This is a genomic window from Streptomyces sp. NPDC006384 (assembly GCF_042870695.1).
Taxonomy (GTDB): domain Bacteria; phylum Actinomycetota; class Actinomycetes; order Streptomycetales; family Streptomycetaceae; genus Streptomyces.
The window spans coordinates 287,985-306,970 of the sequence record NZ_JBIAHR010000001.1 but is presented as its reverse complement, the minus strand read 5'-3'; the positions used below and the strand labels follow the sequence as shown (position 1 = coordinate 306,970).

At 72.8% G+C, this 18,986-nt stretch carries 16 protein-coding genes; 10 read left to right on the top strand and 6 right to left on the bottom strand.

The features are described 5' to 3' along the window. Positions 1–278 precede the first annotated feature (278 nt). Both rho and ACFYOJ_RS01315 read left to right on the top strand, forming a co-directional pair. Positions 279–1,418 (top strand): transcription termination factor Rho, encoded by a 1,140-nt coding sequence (gene rho / locus ACFYOJ_RS01320; protein ID WP_356552342.1) that lies wholly within the window; start codon positions 279–281, stop codon positions 1,416–1,418. 173 nt (positions 1,419–1,591) lie between these two features. Beyond that, entirely contained in the window at positions 1,592–2,779 is a 1,188-nt protein-coding gene (locus ACFYOJ_RS01315; RefSeq protein WP_356552341.1) for a serine hydrolase, read from the top strand. A 27-nt stretch (positions 2,780–2,806) separates the two neighbouring features. Here the strand turns inward: ACFYOJ_RS01315 and ACFYOJ_RS01310 are convergent, their stop codons facing one another. After that, positions 2,807–3,739, bottom strand: coding sequence for a glutaminase (locus ACFYOJ_RS01310; RefSeq protein ID WP_356552340.1), 933 nt, complete (start codon positions 3,737–3,739; stop codon positions 2,807–2,809). Between the two features lie 104 nt (positions 3,740–3,843). Between ACFYOJ_RS01310 and ACFYOJ_RS01305 the strand changes: the two genes are divergently transcribed. Next, positions 3,844–4,902: a fatty acid desaturase family protein gene (locus ACFYOJ_RS01305; RefSeq protein WP_388596066.1), complete on the top strand. Its 1,059-nt coding sequence runs from the start codon at positions 3,844–3,846 to the stop codon at positions 4,900–4,902. 61 nt (positions 4,903–4,963) lie between these two features. On the opposite strand, the gene crcB (ACFYOJ_RS01300) is transcribed toward ACFYOJ_RS01305, so the two are convergent. The 3 genes from crcB (ACFYOJ_RS01300) to ACFYOJ_RS01290 form a co-directional block, all read right to left on the bottom strand. After that, positions 4,964–5,338 (bottom strand): fluoride efflux transporter CrcB, encoded by a 375-nt coding sequence (gene crcB, locus ACFYOJ_RS01300; RefSeq protein ID WP_356552338.1) that lies wholly within the window; start codon positions 5,336–5,338, stop codon positions 4,964–4,966. 40 nt (positions 5,339–5,378) lie between these two features. Further along, a complete protein-coding gene (gene crcB, locus ACFYOJ_RS01295) occupies positions 5,379–5,831 on the bottom strand; it encodes a fluoride efflux transporter CrcB (RefSeq protein ID WP_356552337.1) in 453 nt (150 codons plus the stop codon). A 224-nt stretch (positions 5,832–6,055) separates the two neighbouring features. Continuing rightward, complete coding sequence (locus ACFYOJ_RS01290) at positions 6,056–8,077, bottom strand: beta-galactosidase (RefSeq protein ID WP_356552336.1); 2,022 nt, start codon at positions 8,075–8,077, stop codon at positions 6,056–6,058. 185 nt (positions 8,078–8,262) lie between these two features. On the opposite strand from ACFYOJ_RS01290, the gene ACFYOJ_RS01285 reads away from it, so the two are divergent. The 5 genes from ACFYOJ_RS01285 (at position 8,263) to ACFYOJ_RS01265 (ending at position 13,266) form a co-directional block, all read left to right on the top strand. After that, positions 8,263–9,582: an extracellular solute-binding protein gene (locus ACFYOJ_RS01285; protein WP_356552334.1), complete on the top strand. Its 1,320-nt coding sequence runs from the start codon at positions 8,263–8,265 to the stop codon at positions 9,580–9,582. Next, positions 9,579–10,559 carry a sugar ABC transporter permease gene (locus ACFYOJ_RS01280; RefSeq protein WP_356552332.1) on the top strand — a complete coding sequence of 327 codons (981 nt, stop codon included), beginning with the start codon at positions 9,579–9,581 and terminating at the stop codon, positions 10,557–10,559. The genes ACFYOJ_RS01285 and ACFYOJ_RS01280 overlap by 4 nt, the downstream gene beginning before the upstream one ends. Then, a complete protein-coding gene (locus ACFYOJ_RS01275; RefSeq protein WP_356552330.1) occupies positions 10,556–11,458 on the top strand; it encodes a carbohydrate ABC transporter permease in 903 nt (300 codons plus the stop codon). Before ACFYOJ_RS01280 ends, ACFYOJ_RS01275 begins: the two co-directional genes overlap by 4 nt. After that, positions 11,455–12,486 carry a LacI family DNA-binding transcriptional regulator gene (locus ACFYOJ_RS01270; protein WP_356552328.1) on the top strand — a complete coding sequence of 344 codons (1,032 nt, stop codon included), beginning with the start codon at positions 11,455–11,457 and terminating at the stop codon, positions 12,484–12,486. Before ACFYOJ_RS01275 ends, ACFYOJ_RS01270 begins: the two co-directional genes overlap by 4 nt. A gap of 183 nt (positions 12,487–12,669) precedes the next feature. Continuing rightward, complete coding sequence (locus tag ACFYOJ_RS01265; protein ID WP_356552326.1) at positions 12,670–13,266, top strand: NAD(P)H-dependent oxidoreductase; 597 nt, start codon at positions 12,670–12,672, stop codon at positions 13,264–13,266. 126 nt (positions 13,267–13,392) lie between these two features. Here the strand turns inward: ACFYOJ_RS01265 and ACFYOJ_RS01260 are convergent, their stop codons facing one another. Continuing rightward, positions 13,393–13,794 (bottom strand): SseB family protein, encoded by a 402-nt coding sequence (locus tag ACFYOJ_RS01260; RefSeq protein ID WP_356552324.1) that lies wholly within the window; start codon positions 13,792–13,794, stop codon positions 13,393–13,395. 291 nt (positions 13,795–14,085) lie between these two features. Between ACFYOJ_RS01260 and ACFYOJ_RS01255 the strand changes: the two genes are divergently transcribed. Both ACFYOJ_RS01255 and ACFYOJ_RS01250 read left to right on the top strand, forming a co-directional pair. Then, positions 14,086–15,531: a glyceraldehyde-3-phosphate dehydrogenase gene (locus tag ACFYOJ_RS01255; protein ID WP_356552322.1), complete on the top strand. Its 1,446-nt coding sequence runs from the start codon at positions 14,086–14,088 to the stop codon at positions 15,529–15,531. A gap of 125 nt (positions 15,532–15,656) precedes the next feature. Further along, positions 15,657–17,915, top strand: coding sequence for a PI-PLC domain-containing protein (locus ACFYOJ_RS01250; RefSeq protein WP_356552321.1), 2,259 nt, complete (start codon positions 15,657–15,659; stop codon positions 17,913–17,915). A gap of 72 nt (positions 17,916–17,987) precedes the next feature. On the opposite strand, the gene ACFYOJ_RS01245 is transcribed toward ACFYOJ_RS01250, so the two are convergent. Further along, the gene (locus tag ACFYOJ_RS01245; protein WP_356552319.1) at positions 17,988–18,878 is read right to left on the bottom strand and encodes a DeoR/GlpR family DNA-binding transcription regulator; all 891 of its coding nucleotides are present in this window, start codon (positions 18,876–18,878) and stop codon (positions 17,988–17,990) included. Positions 18,879–18,986 lie beyond the last annotated feature (108 nt).

Below are 18,986 nucleotides of genomic sequence, written 5' to 3'. Positions count from 1 at the left end.
TGCGGTCAGCGCCTGTGCATGTCCCCCGTTTCTTGTCGAGGGGCGTCGGCGCGTTTTCCTCTCTCCGTTCGCCGGCACGTCCGTCGCGACGCGACCAGCGTGTCCGCTTCCCGGCACGACCTCGTGAGCAGGGTTCCACCCTGGCCTCCGAGCCGCCGTTCCCGCCGCCCGCAGGGCGCCGTCCGGCCCCTCCCCGCGGCTTCTCCCGCTCCTTCCTTCCGCATGTTCCACGTCATGTCCCACGTCTCATGCCCGCGTCCGTGAAAGGACCGATCACCTTGACCACCACACTCGAACATCCCCCCGTGCGGCAGTCCCCGGCCGGGATCGCCTCCGGTGTCCTCGACATCGACGCGGGAGACAGGGGCCACCTGCGCGGCCCGGGCCTGCGCCCCGGACCGGCCGACCCGCTCCTCTCCCCCGCGCTGATCCGCCGTCACGGCCTGCGCAGGGGCGACCTGGTCGAGGCCGTGCGCGGCGACCGCGGCGCCCTGACCGACGTCGTCCGGGTCAACGGACGCACGCCCGAGGCGCAGCGCGGGCGACGGCACTTCCGGGACCTGACCCCGCTCCACCCGCACGAGCGGCTGCGCCTGGAACATCCGGCGTCCGCACTGGCCGGGCGCGTGACCGATCTGCTCGCCCCGGTCGGGAAGGGCCAGCGCGGCCTGATCGTGGCCCCGCCCAAGACCGGCAAGACCGTCCTGGTCCAGCAGATCGCCGCCGCCGTCGCCGGCAACCACCCCGAGGCCCACCTGATGGTGGTGCTGCTCGACGAGCGGCCCGAGGAGGTCACCGACATGCGGCGCTCCGTCCGGGGCGACGTGTACGCCTCGACGTTCGACCAGAGCGCCAGGGAACACATCGCGCTGGCCGAGCTGGTGATCGAGCGGGCCAAGCGGCTCGTCGAGGCCGGCGAGGACGTCGTGATCCTCCTCGACTCCCTCACCCGCCTGTGCCGGGCGCACAACAACGCCGCGTCCGCCGGCGGCCGCACGCTCAGCGGCGGGGTCGACGCCGGGGCGCTGCTCGGACCGAAGCGGTTCTTCGGAGCCGCCCGCGAGACCGAGGAGGGCGGCTCGCTCACCGTCCTCGCCACCGTGCTGGTGGAGACCGGGTCGCGCGCGGACGACTTCTACTTCGAGGAGCTGAAGGGCACCGGCAACATGGAGCTGCGGCTGAGCCGGGAACTCGCCTCCCGCCGCGTCTTCCCGGCCGTCGACCTGACCGGCTCCGGCACGCGCCGCGAGGAACTCCTCCTCTCCGCGGCCGAGTCGGCGGCCGTACGGGGGCTGCGCAGGGCCCTCGGAGGCCGGGACGGGCAGTCGGGCACGGAGACGCTGCTCGAGCACATGCGGCAGACGCCGGACAACGCCACGTTCCTGCGGCGCGTCCAGCCGACGCTGCCCACCGGCTGACGGCCGGCCGCCGGCCGGCCGCCGGCCGCCGGCCGCCTGTCCGCTCGTCACCTGTCCGCTCGTCACCTGTTCGCCCGTCACCCCGCAGGGTCCGCTACGGCATCCGGGTGTTCACGGGGGCCGTCCGGCCCGGGCAGTGTGGCGTTTCGGGGACCCCTTCCTACGTTTGCGGTATGACTATCGGATTCTCATCCCGGGCGACGCGATCCACCTGTGTGCTCTGCGTGGCGGGCCTGCTGACGCTCATGCCGGCCGCCGCGGCCGCGCGTCCGGCACGCCCGGACCCCGCCCCGCCCGGCGGGCCCCGGGCGGTGGCACCGCAGCCCTCCCTGCTGTACCGCTCCGGCACACAGGTCCGGCTCCGCCCCGGCGCACCGGAGGTCCCCGATGTCTCCGCCCTGTCCTGGGTGGTGGCCGACGCCGGCAGCGGCGAGGTGCTGGCCGCGCACGACGCGCACCGCAGACTCCCGCCGGCCAGCACCCTCAAGACGCTGTTCGCGCTGACGGTGCTGCCGGTCCTGCCGGGCGGCATCCGGCACCGGGTGAGCGCCGGGGAACTGTCGGGAATCGGGCCGGGCAGCAGCCTCGTCGGTGTCGTGGAGGACCACACGTACCGCGTCTCCGACCTGTGGAACGGGGTGTTCCTCAACTCCGGGAACGACGCCGTGCGCGTCCTGGCCTCGCTCATCGGCGGCTGGGAGGCCACGGCCGAGCGGATGCAGGCCGAGGCCCGCGCCCTGGGCGCCCGCGACACCCAGGTGCGCTCGCCCGACGGCTACGACGCGCCGGGCCAGGTCTCCTCGGCGTTCGACCTGGCGGTCTTCGGCCGGGCAGGACTGCGCAACCCGGACTTCGCCCGGTACTGCGCCAAGGTGGACGCGATGTTCCCCGGCCGGGACGGGGAGTACGGGATCATGAACACCAACCGGCTGCTGACGGGCGCGGACGGGGTGGAGCCGTACCCGGGGCTGATCGGCATCAAGAACGGCTACACCAGCGGCGCCGGCAACACGCTCGTCGCCGCGGCCCGCCGCGAGGGGCGGACGCTGGTGGTGACCGTGATGAACCCCCAGGAGGGCGGCGGCCACGCCGTGTACGAGGAGGCACGCTCGCTGCTCGACTGGGGGTTCGAGGCGGCCGGGCGGGTCGAGCCGGTGGGCTCGCTGGAGCCCGCGGGCGCCCGGCCCCGGCCGGGTGCCGAGGCGGTGCGCGCGCCGGCGGCGCAGGCACGGCCGGCGGCGGACGGGCCGGGACGGCCGGGCTGGCCGGACGCGGGGGCGATCCTGGGCGCCGCGGGGCTCGGCGCGGGCGCCGTGGCACTGGCGCTGCGGCTCAGGACGGGACGGGTGGAGCAGGGCTGACCAGCCGGGGCCGGGTGCGGGCCCGGGTCAGAACACCGACAGGCCCGTGAGCGTCGTGAAGCGGTCCAGGGCGGCGACCCCGGCGACCGAGTTGCCCCGCTCGTCCAGGCCGGGGCTCCAGACGCACAGCGTGCAGCGGCCCGGCACGACCGCGATGATGCCGCCGCCGACCCCGCTCTTGCCCGGCAGACCCACCCGGTAGGCGAAGTCGCCGGCCGCGTCGTACGTCCCGCAGGTCAGCATGACCGCGTTGACCTGCTTGGCCTGGCTGCGGCTGAGCAGCCGGGTGCCGTCGGCGCGGACGCCGTGCCGGGCGAGGAACCCGGTGGCGAGGGCGAGGTCGGCGCAGGACGCGGTGACGGAGCACTGACGGAAGTACTGCTCCAGCAGGACCGGCACCGGGTTGTCGATGTTGCCGTAGGACGCCATGAAGTGGGCCAGGGCGGCGTTCCGGTCGCCGTGCGCCGTCTCGGAGGCGGCGACCTCCTCGTCGAAGGTCAGGTCCGGGTTGCCGCTCTCGGCGCGCAGGAAGGCGAGGAGTCCGCCCGCGGCGTCGCCGGTCCGGGTGTGCAGCCGGTCGGTGACGACCAGGGCGCCCGCGTTGATGAACGGGTTGCGCGGGATGCCGTTCTCGTACTCCAGCTGCACCAGGGAGTTGAACGGGTTGCCGGACGGTTCACGGCCCACGCGCTCCCACAGGGCGTCGCCCTCCAGGGCCAGGTCGAGGGCGAGGGTGAAGACCTTGGTGATGGACTGCACGGAGAAGGGCTCCCGCCACTCCCCCACGCCGTACACCGTGCCGTCCGGCTCGGCGACGGCCATGCCGAAGCGGCGGGGGTCGCAGGCGGCGAGCGCCGGGATGTAGTCGGCGGGCCGGCCCCTGCCGGGCGTCCGCTCGATCTCCTCGGCGATGCGCTCCAGGACCGGCTGGAAGGTCGTCGGCGTACTCATGGTCACCATCCTGCCCGGGGGTGTCCCGGCGTGCGGGGGTGGGGCTGGCCGCACCCTCTTCCCGGGGGCGGGCGTCATTCTGCGGGCGGGCGGCCGTTCACATACTGGAGCACATGGCCGATTCCATGGTGCTCAGCGAAATTCCAGCCGCCCGCGAGCGGAAAGAGGGACGGGAAAGGGGAAGCGATTTCTCCGAACTGTCACGGCGTATGACCGAAGCGGGTCTGCTGCGGCGCCGCCCGCTGTACTACACGGTGCGTTTCGGTGCCGTCGCCCTCGCGCTCGCGGGCGGGGTGGCGGCCTTCGTCGCCCTGGGGGACGGCTGGAGCCAGCTGATCGTCGCCGCGGTGATGGCCCTCGTCTTCGGCCAGCTGGCACTCGCCGCCCACGACCTGGCCCACCGGCAGGTCTTCTCGCGCCGGCGGCCCAGCGAGGCGGGCGGGCTGCTGGTGGCCAACCTCCTGCTGGGCATGAGCTACGGCTGGTGGATGAACAAGCACACCCGCCACCACGCCAACCCGAACCACGAGGAGAAGGACCCGGACGTCTCCCCCGACATCCTGGTCTGGTCGCAGCGCCAGGCGCGCGGGGCCCGGGGAATTCCCCGGTTCGTCGGAAAGCACCAGGCCGCTCTTTTCTTCCCGCTGCTGACGCTGGAGGGACTCAATCTGAGTTTCAACAGCTTCAAGGCGCTGCGCGGGCCGTCGATGAAACGGCCGGTGCTCGAGGGGACGCTGCTCGTCGCCCATTTCGCCGTGTACTTCGGCGGCCTTTTCACCGTCCTCTCCCCCGGCAGGGCGATAGCCTTCGTCGCCGTGCACCAGGGCCTGTTCGGCGTCTACCTCGGCTCGGTCTTCGCGCCCAACCACAAGGGCATGCCGATGATCGAGGAGGGCACGCGGCTGGACTTCCTGCGCCGGCAGGTGCTCACCTCCCGCAACGTGCGCGGCGGGGCGTTCGTCGACGTCCTCATGGGCGGCCTCAACTACCAGATCGAGCACCACCTGTTCCCGAGCATGCCGACCCCCGCGCTCGCCGACGCCCAGGTCATCACCGAGCGGTACTGCGCCGAACTGGGCGTCCCCTACCACCAGACCGGGCTGATCGCTTCGCACCGCGAGGCCCTGCGGCACCTGAGGCACGTCGGGGAGCCGCTGCGCGACGCCCGCTGAGCCACGGAGGCGGGGACACGCGCCGGGCCGCCCCTTCCGGTCTCCGGGAGGGGCGGCCCGCTCAGTTCCACAGCGCGCCTGCGAGCGCCACCCCCGCGAAGGCCGCGCCGAGACCGGCCGCCACGCTCGCCGTCACGTTGACGACGGCGAGCGGGCGGGCCCCGGTCCCGGCCAGCTTCAGCGTCTCGTAGGAGAAGGTCGAGTACGTCGTCAGGGCACCGCACAGGCCGGTGCCGAGGAACAGCTGGAGGCGGGGGCCGGCGGCCCCGGCGAGCACCGCGCCGGTCAGCACGCCGAGGACGAGGCAGCCGACGACGTTGACGGCGAAGGTGCCCCAGGGGAAGACCGGGTCGTGCCGGGACCGCACCGCGCGGTCGGTGAGGTGGCGCAGCGGTGCGCCGACCATGGCGCCCGCGACGACCAGCAGCCAGTTCACGACGGCACCCCGCCCTCCGGGGCGTCGCGGGCGGGACGGTTCATGCGGGCCTCCGCCCCAGGACGCGGCGGGTCGCCCACGCGGCGAGGGCCACCGCCGCCAGGGACGCGAGCGGGGTCGCGGCGAGGTACGCCAGGCCCGTGCGGACGTGGCCGCCGGCGAGCAGCTGCCGGACGTCGACGGCGTAGGTGGAGAAGGTGGTGAAGCCACCGAGCACGCCGGTGCCGAAGAAGGGCCTGACCAGGCGGTGGACGTTCCACACCTCGGTGACGGCGATCATGAACACGCCGATCACGGCGCAGCCGGCGAGATTCACCCAGAAGGTCGCCCAGGGGAAGCCGCCGGGGTGCGCGGGCCAGGCCAGGAAGGCCGCGTAGCGGGCGGCGGCACCGGCGCCGCCGCCGAGGGCCACGGCGGCGACGACGGGTGCCTGGCCGCGCCGGTCCGGCTGTCGCGGGGCGGCGCCGGGGCCGCGGGGTTCCGGGGCTGTCATGGTCGTACGTCTCCTACTCGCCCGGGCGTGGGGTGCCCCGTTCGCAAGCAGGGACCGTCGGCGGCGGGTGTGCCGCGGTCCGGGGACGGCGGGCCCCACCGCCGCGCCGCGCGCACCGGCCGCGGCCGCCGGTCAGCCTAACGCCGGGGTGCCGCCCGGGGCACGCCGGGTGCGGCCCCGTCGCGCCGCCGGGGCGCGACGAGGGGGACGGGGAGACCGGGTGCCTAGCCGTCCAGTCGTACGACCCGTACGGCTCCCGCCGGCACCGCGAGACGGTCGGCGGCGCGTTCCCCGGTCAGCAGCTCGGTGCCGGGGGCCTCCAGGGGGATCCGGACGTCGGACGCGGTGTGGTTGACGGCGAACAGGTAGGTGCCCGTCCCGCCGGTGCGGCGCACGACCTCCACGTCGCGGGGCAGGCCGTCGCGCGGGGTGATGCGGGCGTCCGCCGCGGCCCGGCCGAGGACGGCGTCCAGGCCCTCGGCGCCGAGCCGGGTGGAGACGTACCAGGCGGTGCCCTCGCCCAGGCGGTGGCGGGTGACGGCGGGCCGGCCGGCGGCCAGGCCGTCGGCGTACGTCCACACCGTCTCGGCGCCGCGCGGCACGACGAACTCCGTCCACACGTCGCCGTCGAGCTCCGTGCCGTCGGGGCCGGTGATCCGGATCCGCTCCTCCGCCAGCAGCGGCGAGAACTCCTCGACGGTGAGGCCCAGCACGTCCCTGAGCGCGCCCGGGTAGGGGCCCTCGTGGACGGCGTCGTGCTCGTCGACGATGCCGGAGAAGTAGGAGACGACCAGGGTGCCGCCCCGCTCCACGTACTCCCGCAGGTTCTTCCCGGCCGCCTGTGTCGTCAGGTACAGGGCGGGGACGACGACGAGGGGGTAGGCCGACAGGTCGGCCTCCGGGTGGGCGAAGTCGACGGTGAGGTGACGGTCGTAGAGGACCTCGTAGAAGGCGTCGGCGCGTTCGCGGGGATCGTGGTCCTCGCTGGGGCGCCACTGCAGGGTCTGCGCCCACCAGGAGTGCCAGTCCCAGACCATCGCGACGTCCGCCTCGGTGCGGGTGCCGCGGACCGGGTTCAGCGAGTCGATCGAGGCGCCGAGTTCGACCACCTCGCGCCAGACCCGGGTGTCCGTACCGCCGTGCGGGAGCATCGCCGAGTGGAACTTCTCGGCGCCGCGCCGGGACTGGCGCCACTGGAAGAACATGGCGCCCTCGGAGCCGCGGGCCACGTGGGCGAGGGAGTTGCGGGCCATCTGGCCGGGGGCCTTGGCGGGGTTGCGGGGCTGCCAGTTCACGCCCGAGGTGGAGTGCTCGAGCAGCAGCCAGGGGGCGCCGCCGGCGACGGAGCGGGTGAGGTCGGCGGCCATGGCGAGGTTGACGTGGGTGCGGCGGCCGTCGGTGATCAGGTAGTGGTCGTTGGTGACGAGGTCGACCTCGCGGCCCCAGGCCCAGTAGTCGACGGAGTCGCACTGGCTGAGGGCGGTCATGAAGTTGGTGGTGACGGGGACGCCGGGTGACAGGCGGTGCAGGATGTCGCGCTCGGCGCGGAAGTTCTCGCGCAGGGTGGCGTCGGCGAAGCGCTTGTAGTCCAGCGCCTGGGCCGGGTTGCCCACGGTGGGCGTCATGCGCGGCGGGTTGATCTGGTCGAGGTCCGCGTAGCGCTGGCCCCAGAAGGCGGTTCCCCAGGCCTCGTTGACGGCGTCGACCGTGCCGTAGGTGGTCGCGAGCCAGCGGCGGAAGTGGGCGGCGCAGGAGTCGCAGTAGCAGGCGGAGACGGGGACGCCGTACTCGTTGTGGACGTGCCAGAGCGCGAGGGCCGGGTGGGAGCCGTAGCGCTCGGCGAGCTTCGTGGTGATGTCCGCCGCGGCGGCCCGGTAGTCGGCGTTGCTGTGGCAGATGGCGCCGCGGGAGCCGAACTCGTGGCGCAGTCCCTCGGCGGTGACCGGGAGGGCCTCGGGGTGGGCCCGGTAGAACCAGGCGGGCGGTGCGACGGTGGGCGTGCCGAGGTCGACGCGGATGCCGTTGTCGTGCAGCAGGTCCAGGAGGCGGTCGAGCCAGCCGAAGTCGTAGGTGCCGGGGGCGGGCTCCAGCAGCGCCCAGGAGAAGATCCCGACGCTCACCATGGTGACGCCTGCCTCGCGCATCAGCCGGACGTCCTCGGACCAGACGCTCTCGGGCCACTGCTCGGGGTTGTAGTCCCCGCCGAAGGCGAGCCCGGTCAGGCCCCTGGGGGTGGTCTCCGGCATGGCTGCTCTCCCGATGTGATCGATCAGATGGGAACGTGCACACACATGATCGGCGGCACGCACTCAACATAACCGCACAGCAACAACCATTGACAAGTGTCCAGGATGTTTCTCTACTGTGAACGCTCACAGAAGCATGGCAGGTCCCCGCAAGAGGCGGGGACCCCAGGTCAGGGGAGAGATCCATGCCGCACACCAAGCGCCGCCGCCTGGTGACGTCCGCCGTCGCCGTCGCGCTCGCCGCCACCGCCCTCGCCGCCTGCGGCTCGTCCGACGACGGCGGCGAGGCCCAGTCGGGGCCCGTCTCGCTCACGTACTGGACGTGGACGCCCGGCATGGACAAGGTCGCCGACCTGTGGAACAAGGGGCCCGGCAAGAAGGAGCAGATCACCGTCACGGTGAAGAAGCAGGCGTCCGGCGACACGCTCGTCACCAAGATCCTCACCGCGCACAAGGCCGGCCAGGCGCCCGACCTCGTGCAGGCCGAGTACCAGGCGCTGCCCACACTGGTCAGCAACGACGCGCTCGCCGACATATCGGGCGAGGTCGACGACGTGAAGGGCAAGTTCGCCGAGGGCGTGTGGCAGCAGACCACGCTCGGCACGGACGCCGTCTACGCCGTCCCGCAGGACATCGGGCCGATGATGTTCTACTACCGCGAGGACCTGTTCAAGGAGTACGGCCTGAAGGTCCCCTCCACCTGGGACCAGTTCGCCGAGACCGCGCGCAAGCTGAAGAAGGAAGCCCCCGACAAGGCCCTGACCACCTTCTCCGCCAACGACTCCGGCCTCTTCGCGGGCCTCGCCCAGCAGGCCGGCGCCAAGTGGTGGACGACCGAGGGCGAGAAGTGGAAGGTCGGCATCGACGACGCGGCGACGAAGAAGGTCGCCGACTTCTGGGGCGGCCTCGTCGAGGAGGGCGCCATCGACAACCAGCCGATGTACACCCCGGCCTGGAACAAGGCGCTCAACACCGGCAAGCAGATCGCCTGGGTCAGCGCCGTGTGGGCGCCCGGCACGCTGACCACCGCCGCGCCGGACACCAAGGGCAAGTGGGCCATGGCCCCGCTCCCCCAGTGGACGGCCGAGGAGAACCGCACCGGCAGCTGGGGCGGATCCTCCACCGCCGTGACCACCGACTCCAAGCACAAGGACGCGGCCGCCAAATTCGCCGCCTGGCTGAACACCGACGGCGACGCCCTCAACGCCCTCGCCAAGGAGGGCGGCATCTACCCCGCCTCCACCTCGGCCCAGCTCAGCGGCGCCTTCACCAACCCGCCCGCGTACTTCTCCAACCAGCCCGACTTCTACTCCCGGGCCGCCGACATCGCGAAGACGACGGCCCCCGCGGCCTGGGGCCCGAACGTCAACGTCGCCTACACGGCCTTCAAGGACGCCTTCGCCGCCGCCGCCAAGAACAGGTCGGACTTCTCCGCCGCCCTCGCCACCATGCAGAAGGAGACGGTCGCCGACCTGGAGAAGCAGGGCTTCGAGGTCGCCCGGTGACCAGCACGACCGCACGCCGGAGGCCGTACGGGGTCCGGAGCGCCCCGTACGCCCACCCGTCTCCCACCACCGCCCTCAGAGGAGCGCTTCGCGCCCCCTACTTCTTCCTGTTCCCCGCGGCCCTCCTGTTCCTGCTCTTCTTCGCGCTGCCCATCGGGTACGCGGTGTGGCTCAGCTTCCGCAAGGTGAAGGTGTCCGGGCTGGGCCTCGGCTCCGGGGCACGGAAGGAGGTCTGGGCCGGCTTCCGCAACTACGCCGACGCGCTCGGCGACAGCGAGCTGCTGAACGGCGCGCTGCGCGTCCTCGGCTACGGCTGCATCGTCGTGCCCGTGATGCTGGGCCTCGCCCTGCTGTTCGCGCTGATGCTGGACTCCGACAGGGTCCGCCTCACCTCCTTCACCCGGCTCGCGATCTTCCTGCCGTACGCCATCCCCGGTGTGGTGGCGGCGCTGCTGTGGGGCTTCCTGTACCTGCCGGACGTCAGCCCCTTCCACTTCGCGCTGGACCGGCTCGGCCTGCCGCAGCCGGACCTGCTGGACGGCGGCCCGCTCTACTTCGCCCTGTCGAACATCGCGGTCTGGGGCGGCACCGGCTTCAACATGATCGTCATCTACACCTCGCTGCGGTCGATCCCGGCCGAGGTGTACGAGGCGGCGAAGCTGGACGGCGCCTCCCCGCTGCAGATCGCGCTGCGGATCAAGATCCCGATGGTGGCGCCCTCGCTGGTGCTGACGTTCTTCTTCTCGATCATCGCCACGCTCCAGGTGTTCAGCGAACCGACCACCCTCAAGCCCCTCACCAACGCCGTTCCCACCACCTGGAGTCCGCTGATGAAGGTGTACCAGGACGCCTTCGGCAAGGGTGACGTCCACGCCGCCGCCGCACAGGCGACGATCATCGCGCTCGTCACCCTGCTGCTGTCCTTCGGGTTCCTGCGGGCGGCGAACCGGCGCAACAAGCAGGAGGAGGCCCGATGAGTTCTCTCGCCGTGCGCAAGGCGCAGCCGGCGGCGGGCACCACACCCGGCACCGCACAGGGGCCGCCGCGCCGCCGCATCGCCCCGGTGCCGACGCTCACGCTGCTGCTCGGCGCGGTCTACTGCCTGCTGCCGGTGGCCTGGGTGGTCGTCGCGGCCACCAAGTCGGGCAGCGAGCTGTTCTCCACCTTCACCTTCCTGCCGGGCACCGGTTTCGCCGACAACGTGAGCGACCTGAGCGCCTACCGCGACGGCGTGTACTGGCGGTGGATGGCCAACTCGGCCCTCTACGCCGTCCTCGGCGCCCTCCTGTCGACGGCCGTGTCGGCGGTCAGCGGCTACGCGCTGGCCGTCTACCGCTTCCGGGGCCGCGAGGCCCTGTTCAACGTGCTGCTCGCCGGCGTGCTGATGCCGCCCGTGATCCTCGCCGTCCCGCAGTACCTGCTGCTGGCTCAGGCGGACCTCACGGACTCGTACCTGTCGGTGCTGCTCCCCCAGATCCTCTCCCCCTACGGCGTCTACCTGGCGCGCATCTACGCCTCGGCGGCCGTGCCCGCCGACGTGGTGGAGGCCGGGCGGATGGACGGGGCCGGCGAGTGGCGGATCTTCACCCGCATCGGGCTGCCGATGATGGTGCCGGGACTGGTGACGGTGTTCCTGTTCCAGTTCGTGGCCGTGTGGAACAACTTCCTGCTGCCGTACATCATGCTCAGCGACGACGAGAAGTTCCCGATCACGCTCGGCCTGCACACACTGCTGGAGCAGGGGGCCAACACCCCGGCGCTCTACACGCTGGTGATCACGGGCGCGTTCCTCGCGGTGATCCCGCTGGTCGCCCTGTTCCTGGTCGTCCAGCGGTTCTGGAGCCTCGACCTGCTCTCCGGGGCCGTAAAGTCGTGACCATGGGCAACACGGGGGGACGGCGCCGACCGCCGACGATCCACGACGTGGCGCGCGAGGCGGGGGTGTCGCGCGGCACGGTGTCACGGGTGCTCAACGGCGGGCACTACGTCAGCCCGGCCGCGCAGGAGGCCGTCAACGCCGCGATCCGCAAGACCGGTTACGTCGTCAACCGGCACGCCCGGTCGCTGATCACCGGGCGTTCGGACTCGGTGGGCTTCCTGCTCACCGAGCCGCAGGAGCGGTTCTTCGAGGACCCCAACTTCAACGTCCTGCTGCGCGGTTGCACGCAGGCGCTGGCCGCGCACGACGTGCCGCTGCTGCTGATGCTGGCGGGGACGAAGGACGAACGGCGGCGCATAACGCGGTACATCACGGCCGGGCACGTCGACGGGGTGCTGCTGGTCTCCAGCCACTCCGGGGACCCGGTCGCCGAGGAGCTGCGCGCGGCGGGGGTGCCGCTGGTGGCGTGCGGCAAGCCGATCGGGCTGGGTTCCAAGGTGAGTTACGTGGCCGCCGACGACCGCGACGGCGCCCGGGACATGGTCCGGCACCTGCTGTCGCTGGGGCGGCGGCGGATCGGCGTGGTCACCGGTCCGCTGGACACCCCGGGCGGTGTGGAGCGTCTCGCCGGGTACGAGGAGGTGCTCACCGAGGCGGGCATCGAGGTCGACGAGCGGCTCGTCGTGTCCGGTGACTACAGCAGGGCGAGCGGTGAGGCGGGGGCGGAGCGGCTGCTGGCGCGGGCTCCGGACGTGGACGCCGTGTTCGTGGCCTCCGACCTGATGGCGCAGGGGGTGCTGGCGGCCCTGCGGCGGGCCGGACGGCGGGTGCCGCAGGACGTGGCGGTGGGCGGCTTCGACGACTCCCCCGCCGCGGTCGCCGCCAGCCCGGAGCTGACGACCATCCGCCAGCCCTGGGACCGGATCAGCGCCGAGATGGTGCGGGTGCTGCTGGCCCAGATCGGCGGCGAGGACCCGGCGACCGTCATCCTGCCGACGGAACTGGTGCGCCGGGAGTCGGCCTGAGGGCTGCCCCGTGGCGGCCGGCCGGCCGGTGTCCGGGCGGGAGCCGGGACACCACGGCCGGTGGTCCCGTCCGGATCTCGGCGATCGGTCCCGCGAGCAGTACCTCACCGGCATGATGATCGTTCGAACGGGTCGGCTGCGGAGTCCCGCGGACGACGACCACCGATACCCCTGGGGGAACGAATGCCACGCGTAGGGGTCTACCTCGCGCACCCACGGCCCGGCAGCTTCAATCACGCGGTGTTCGACGCCGTCGTGCAGCAGTTGCGCGATCTCGGGTGCGAAGTCCTCGCGCACGACCTCTGTGCCGAGGGGTTCGCGCCCGGGCTGTCCGCCGACGAGACGGAGACGGTCCGGGCCGCCACGGATGCCCACGACCCGCAGGTGGCGCTGCACCGGTCGGAGGTGGCCACGCTCGACGCCATGGTGTTCGTCCACCCCAACTGGTGGGGCATGCCGCCCGCGGTCCTGGCGGGCTGGGTGCAGCGGGTACTCGTGCCCGGCGTCGCCTACAAACTGGGGACGGCGGAGGGGGAGCCCGAAGGGCTGCTGAAGGCCGGCCGCGCCCTCGTCCTGAACACCTCCGACACCCCCGCCGATCGCGAGGAGAGCGAGTTCGGGGACCCCCTGCACAGGATCTGGTCGGCGTGCGTCCTGCCGTACGTGGGAGTGACCGACGTCCGCCGGGTCGTCTTCCGGACGGTCACCGCCTCCTCCGGGGAGACCCGCGCGACCTGGTTGCGTCAGGCACGACAGCACGCCGCCGCGCTGCTGGCCTGACGCGTACGGCGGGGCCGCGCCCCGCGGTGGTCCACGGAACCGCCGGCGCCGTCGACACGGACCCGGGCGCGGCCCCGGGTGAACAGACCTCCGACGAGACCCCCCGGCGAAGCCGCCGACGGCTCGCTAGGAGCGCGCGAGCAGGGTGCGTACGCCGTTCGACGTGAGGGTGAGGCGGTGCTCCGAGCCGGCGTCGATGGACAGGGACAGATCGTCGGCCGGCCACTGTGCGGCGAGGGCGCCGAGCGGCACCATGCGGTAGCGCGAGACGTACGGCAGCAGGCCGGCCATCTCCGTCTCGGAGGTGAACACGGGCACCACCTGGCCTCCGCCCTGCTGCTCCAGCACGGGCAGGGCCAGCGTGCCGGGGTCGGCGGCGTCCTGGTCGTCCGCGTCGTCGGGCACCGGGACGAGCACGTCGCTGCTCGCGAGCGTGTCGAGCGCCGCCGTGTCCTCGGTGTTCTCGGCGAGCGCGTCCAGCGCCTGCTGGGCGGGCGTGACGGGGTGGTCGTTCGCGGGTGTCTCCATGACAGATCCCCTGGTAGCGGCGGTGTTGCAAGGCCGGTGCCGGTGATCGGCACGGGCGCGGTCCAGCCTCGCGTACCCGGTCGGGGGCGGCGCAATCCTGTGCGAGGGCCGCGGACGGGGACGGGCGAGGGCCGCGGACGGGGCCGGGCGGGGGCGGGGGCGAGGACGGGTGCCGGGGCGGGGCGAAGGCGAAGGCTGGGGCACTCATCTGATCGAAGGTGGGCCCACTTGATCGATCACAGAATCGATGGGGTTAGCATATGAGCGCCGCCTAGCTCGAAAGATAGAGACGTGACTGTCAACGAGGACTCGTTCACCAACTGGAAGAACCGCGAGGAGATCGCGGAGTCGATGATCCCGATGATCGGGAAGCTGCACCGCGAGCGGGACGTCACCGTCCTGCTGCACAGCCGCTCCCTGGTGAACAAGTCGGTGGTCAGCATCCTGAAGACGCACCGCTTCGCCCGGCAGATCGCCGGTGCCGAACTGTCGGTCACCGAGACGCTCCCCTTCGTCCAGGCGCTCACCACGCTCGACCTCGGGCCGTCCCAGATCGACGTCGGCATGCTGGCCTCGACGTACAAGGAGGACGACCGCGGTCTGTCGGTGGCGGAGTTCACCGCCGAGGCCGTCGCCGGCGCCACCGGCGCGAACAAGATCGACCGCCGTGAGCCGCGCGACGTCGTCCTCTACGGCTTCGGCCGCATCGGCCGGCTGGTCGCCCGCCTGCTCATCGAGAAGGCGGGCTCGGGCAACGGCCTGCGCCTGCGCGCCATCGTCGTCCGCGGCGGCGGCGAGCAGGATCTCGTCAAGCGCGCCTCGCTGCTGCGCCGCGACTCGGTGCACGGACAGTTCCAGGGCACGATCACCGTCGACGAGGACGACAGCACGATCCTCGCCAACGGCAACGCCATCAAGGTGATCTACGCCGACGACCCGGCCCAGGTCGACTACACGGCGTACGGCATCAAGAACGCCATCCTCATCGACAACACCGGCAAGTGGCGCGACCGCGAGGGCCTGTCCAAGCACCTGCGCCCCGGCATCGACAAGGTCGTGCTGACCGCGCCGGGCAAGGGCGACGTCCCCAACATCGTGCACGGCGTCAACCACGACACGATCAAGCCGGACGAGCAGATCCTGTCCTGCGCCTCCTGCACCACCAACGCGATCGTGCCGCCGCTGAAGGCGATGGCCGACGAGTACGGTGTGCTGCGCGGCCACGTGGAGACGGTCCACTCGTTCACCAACGACCAGAATCTGCTGGACAATTACCACAAGTCGGACCGCCGCGGCCGTTCGGCGCCGCTGAACATGGTCATCACCGAGACCGGTGCCGCCTCCGCCGTCGCCAAGGCGCTGCCCGACCTCAAGGCGAAGATCACCGGCAGCTCGATCCGGGTGCCCGTGCCGGACGTCTCGATCGCGATCCTCAACCTCCAGCTCGCCCGCGAGACCACCCGCGAGGACGTGCTCGACCACCTGCGCGAGGTGTCGCTGACCTCGCCGCTCAAGCGCCAGATCGACTTCATCAGCGCCCCCGACGCGGTCTCCAGCGACTTCATCGGCTCGCGCCACGCCTCGATCGTGGACGCGGGCGCGCTGAAGGTGGAGGGTGACAACGCGATCCTCTACCTCTGGTACGACAACGAGTTCGGCTACTCCTGCCAGGTCGTCCGCGTCGTCCAGCACGTCTCCGGGGTGGAGTACCCGACGTACCCGTCCCCGGCGGTCTGATCCGCGGCACACCGGACGCCCGAGGGGGCGGTGGGAGAGCGGACCTCTCCCACCGCCCCCTCGGGCTTCCCGCGTCCGGGGTATGAGGGAGGTACACGGGGGCCGGCGGGACGGGAAGGAGCACCATGGAGGGACTGGTCGGCCGTTCGGCCTGGGCGCACGCGCTGGTGTGGGCCGTGGCCGTGCTGAGCCTGACCGTCCTGGCCGCGGCCGCCGTGGTGCGCAGCACCGTGCTCGACCCCGCCTTCTACAGCCGCGTGCTCGAGGACGAGCACGCCTACCAGCGGTTCTACGACGAGGTGCTGGTCGATCCGCACAGCACGCCGCTGACGCAGGAACTGCTGGACCGGCTGCCGGTCCCGCAGTCCACCCTCACCTCCAACATCAAGGTCGTCGTCCCGCCCGAGACGCTGCGGGAGATGGGCGACCGGCAGATCGGCGAGGTGATCCGCTACCTGGAGGGCGACCGCGACGGGCTGCGCGTCACCGTGGACCTGGAACCCGTCGTCGCGAACGTCGAGAGGCTCAGCCAGGCGTACTTCGGGGACGCCGTCGCCGCCCTGCAGCGGCGTTCCGAACCCGACTTCCAGGCGTTCGTCAACCGCCTGTCCGAGGTGGCGGCGCGGCTGGTGGCGGGCGAGGCCCCGCTCGAGGACCTGCCGACGCTGCCGCTCTCCCCCGGCCAGGCGGCCGCGGCGACCGAGGCGCTGCTGCGGCTGGTCCCCGGGTCCGAGCGGGCCACGCTCGAGCCCACGCTGCGGTCGGCGCTCGACCGGGGCGACGTGGCCGCGGCACTGGCCGCGCTGGCCCCGGTCGCCCTGACGGACCAGGTGCGGGCGACCGCCGCGGAGCTGCTGCGGGAGGCCCGCGACGGCACCTGGGTCATCACCGTCCACGTCGACGCGTCCCGTGACGAGCTGGCCCCGGTGCACCGGGCGCGCGCGGTCACCCGCCTGTTCCAGGAGGTGGTCGAGCCGGTCGCCGCGGTCCTGGGCGCGGCCGCGCTCGCCCTGCTGTGGTTCTCCGCGCCGTTCCCCGTCAAGCGGCGGCTGATGCCGCTCGGCTGGGTGCTGACCGCCGCCGCCTCGCTCACGGCGCTGGCGGTGTTCCTGCTCCGGCTCGTGCTGGGCGACGCGCTCTTCAGCGCGCCCGCCTCGTGGCCGCCCAGCGCCGCGCGTCTCGTCGCCGACGTGCAGGCCGCCGCGCTCGGCCGGCTGCTGACCGCGGCCACCGTCGTCGCCGTGATCCTGCTCGCCGCCGGGGCGCTGCTGATCACCGTCGCCTGGATCTGGCAGACCAGGCCGTCGGTGCCGGTGCTCACCGACCCGCGGCACGGCCCGGCGCTGACCGCCGTCGTGTCGGCGTGCGCGCTGGCCGGCACGGTGTTCGTGCCCGTCGCGCTGACGGGTCCCTCCCCGCGGATCTGCCAGGGCAGCGCCGAACTGTGCGACGTCCGTTACGACGAGATCGCCCAGCTGGCCGCGCACAACGCGATGGCCACGACCGCGGACCGTTTCATCGGCCCCCTGCAGGACCCGGACATCGTCGGCCAGCTGGACGCCGGGGTACGCGTCCTGCTCCTGGACACGCACCGCTGGGAGCGGCCCGAGGAGGTCGCGGACCGGCTGAGCACCTCCGAGTTCTCCCCGGAACTGCGCCGCCGGCTCACCGGGATCCTGGAGCGGGTGAATCCGCCCCACCCCGGCCTGTGGCTGTGCCACTCGGTCTGCGGCGCCGGCGCGCTGGAACTGACGCCCACGCTGCGCCAGATCGGCGACTGGCTGCGCGCGCACCCGACGGAGATCGTCACCCTGATCGTGCAGGACGGGGTGGACGGCGCGGCGACCCGGCACGCCTTCGAGCGGGCCGGGCTCACCGGCCTGCTGCACGTGCCGCACGAGGACCCGGACCGTCCGTGGCCGAAGCTCGGGGAGATGATCGACGACGGCCAGCGCCTGGTGGTCTTCGCGGAGAAGGCGGACGGGCCCGCGCCGTGGTACCGGAACTTCTACCGGTACGGCATGGAGACGCCGTTCGCCTTCCGCAGTCCCGGGGAGATGACCTGTCTGCCCAACCGAGGCGGCACGGACAAGCGGCTGTTCCTGCTCAACCACTTCGTCACGGCCGGCGGCGGGCGGCGGCTGGACGCCGGTACGGTCAACTCCCGGCAGGCGGTGCTGGAACGGGTCCACGACTGCGAGCGGCGCCGGAACAGGCCGGTCAACTTCGTCGCCGTGGACTACGCCACGATCGGGGACGCCCGCGGCGCGGTCGACGACCTGAACGCCGAACGGCTCGAGGACGATCCGCGCTTCCCCGCGAAACGGTCGCCGGGCAGTCCGTCCTCTCGGGCCCTGGACCGGCCGAGGCCAAGCGCTTTCTAAGCGCTTGGCCTCGGCCGGTGCGGGGCCGGCGTCACCGCGTCGCCCCGGCCGCCACCGGCCGCTCCCTCGCCCTCACGTGTCGTGTGCGGGGTGGTGCAGGCGGATGCCGTGTGTCCGGCACCACCGGGCGAGGTCCGGCTGCGGCCGGTCGCAGACGATGTCGTCGACGTCCCGGAGTCCCGCGATGCCGAAGAAGTCGGCGTTTCCGACCGCGGACGCCTCCACCGTCACGACGACCCGCCGGGCCCGGCCGATGGCGATCTGCTGGATCTGTCCGTCCTCCGTGGCCGCGACGCTGACGCCCGACTCGGTGAGCCCGCCGGCGCCGACGAAGGCGATGTCGACGGTGAACCGCTCCAGCGCGGCGGCGGCCACCGGCCCCACCAACGACCGGCTCGCCGGGCTCAGTTCCCCGCCGAGGAGCACGTGCGGCGCGGTGGGCCGTCCGGCCAGGGTCTCCGCGACGCCGAGGGCGTTGGTCAGGACCGTGACGCGCAGCGGCCCGAGGGCGTCGGCGACGGCCTGGGAGACGGTGCCGGAGTCGAGGAACAGCGTCTGTCCCTGGTCGACGAGGTCCAGGCACAGCCGTGCCGTCACCGCGCGGACTCCCCCGCGGTCCTCGCGGCCGCGCCGCGGGAAGGGGGTGAGGCCGGTGACCGCCACGACCGCTCCCTGGCTCGTGCGGCGCAGCACGTTCGCCCGTTCCAGCACGGTGAGGTCCCTGAGCAGGGTGGGCTCGCCGACTCCGAGGAAGCCGGCGAGGTCGGTCACCGGGACGCGGCCCCGCTGCCGGACGACGGAGGCGATCCTCGCCCTGCGTTCCTCCGCCGCGGCCCGTCCCGCCGAGCCGCCGGTGCCCGCTCCCTCGCTCTGGCGCCGGACGATGTCGGCGATCCGGGTGCGGCGTTCCTCGCCGAGGCCGTGCACCCTCGTGGCGTCCTGGGCGCGTCCGAGGGGTGTCATCGACGTCCTCGCCGCGACGACGCCCCTGTCACGGGGCGTTCCCTGCCCGCCCGTACCCGTCCGGCCTGGGCCGGACGGGTACGGGCGGGGCGGGCGACCGGCACGGTG

Coding starts and splice junctions, on each gene's coding strand:
- ACFYOJ_RS01315 (WP_356552341.1), top strand. CDS start 1,592: ATGACTATCGGATTCTCATCCCGGGCGACGCGATCCACCTGTGTGCTC.
- ACFYOJ_RS01310 (WP_356552340.1), bottom strand. CDS start 3,739: ATGGTGACCATGAGTACGCCGACGACCTTCCAGCCGGTCCTGGAGCGC.
- ACFYOJ_RS01305 (WP_388596066.1), top strand. CDS start 3,844: ATGGCCGATTCCATGGTGCTCAGCGAAATTCCAGCCGCCCGCGAGCGG.
- crcB (WP_356552337.1), bottom strand. CDS start 5,831: ATGACAGCCCCGGAACCCCGCGGCCCCGGCGCCGCCCCGCGACAGCCG.
- ACFYOJ_RS01290 (WP_356552336.1), bottom strand. CDS start 8,077: ATGCCGGAGACCACCCCCAGGGGCCTGACCGGGCTCGCCTTCGGCGGG.
- ACFYOJ_RS01285 (WP_356552334.1), top strand. CDS start 8,263: ATGCCGCACACCAAGCGCCGCCGCCTGGTGACGTCCGCCGTCGCCGTC.
- ACFYOJ_RS01275 (WP_356552330.1), top strand. CDS start 10,556: ATGAGTTCTCTCGCCGTGCGCAAGGCGCAGCCGGCGGCGGGCACCACA.
- ACFYOJ_RS01265 (WP_356552326.1), top strand. CDS start 12,670: ATGCCACGCGTAGGGGTCTACCTCGCGCACCCACGGCCCGGCAGCTTC.
- ACFYOJ_RS01260 (WP_356552324.1), bottom strand. CDS start 13,794: ATGGAGACACCCGCGAACGACCACCCCGTCACGCCCGCCCAGCAGGCG.
- ACFYOJ_RS01250 (WP_356552321.1), top strand. CDS start 15,657: ATGGAGGGACTGGTCGGCCGTTCGGCCTGGGCGCACGCGCTGGTGTGG.
- ACFYOJ_RS01245 (WP_356552319.1), bottom strand. CDS start 18,878: ATGACACCCCTCGGACGCGCCCAGGACGCCACGAGGGTGCACGGCCTC.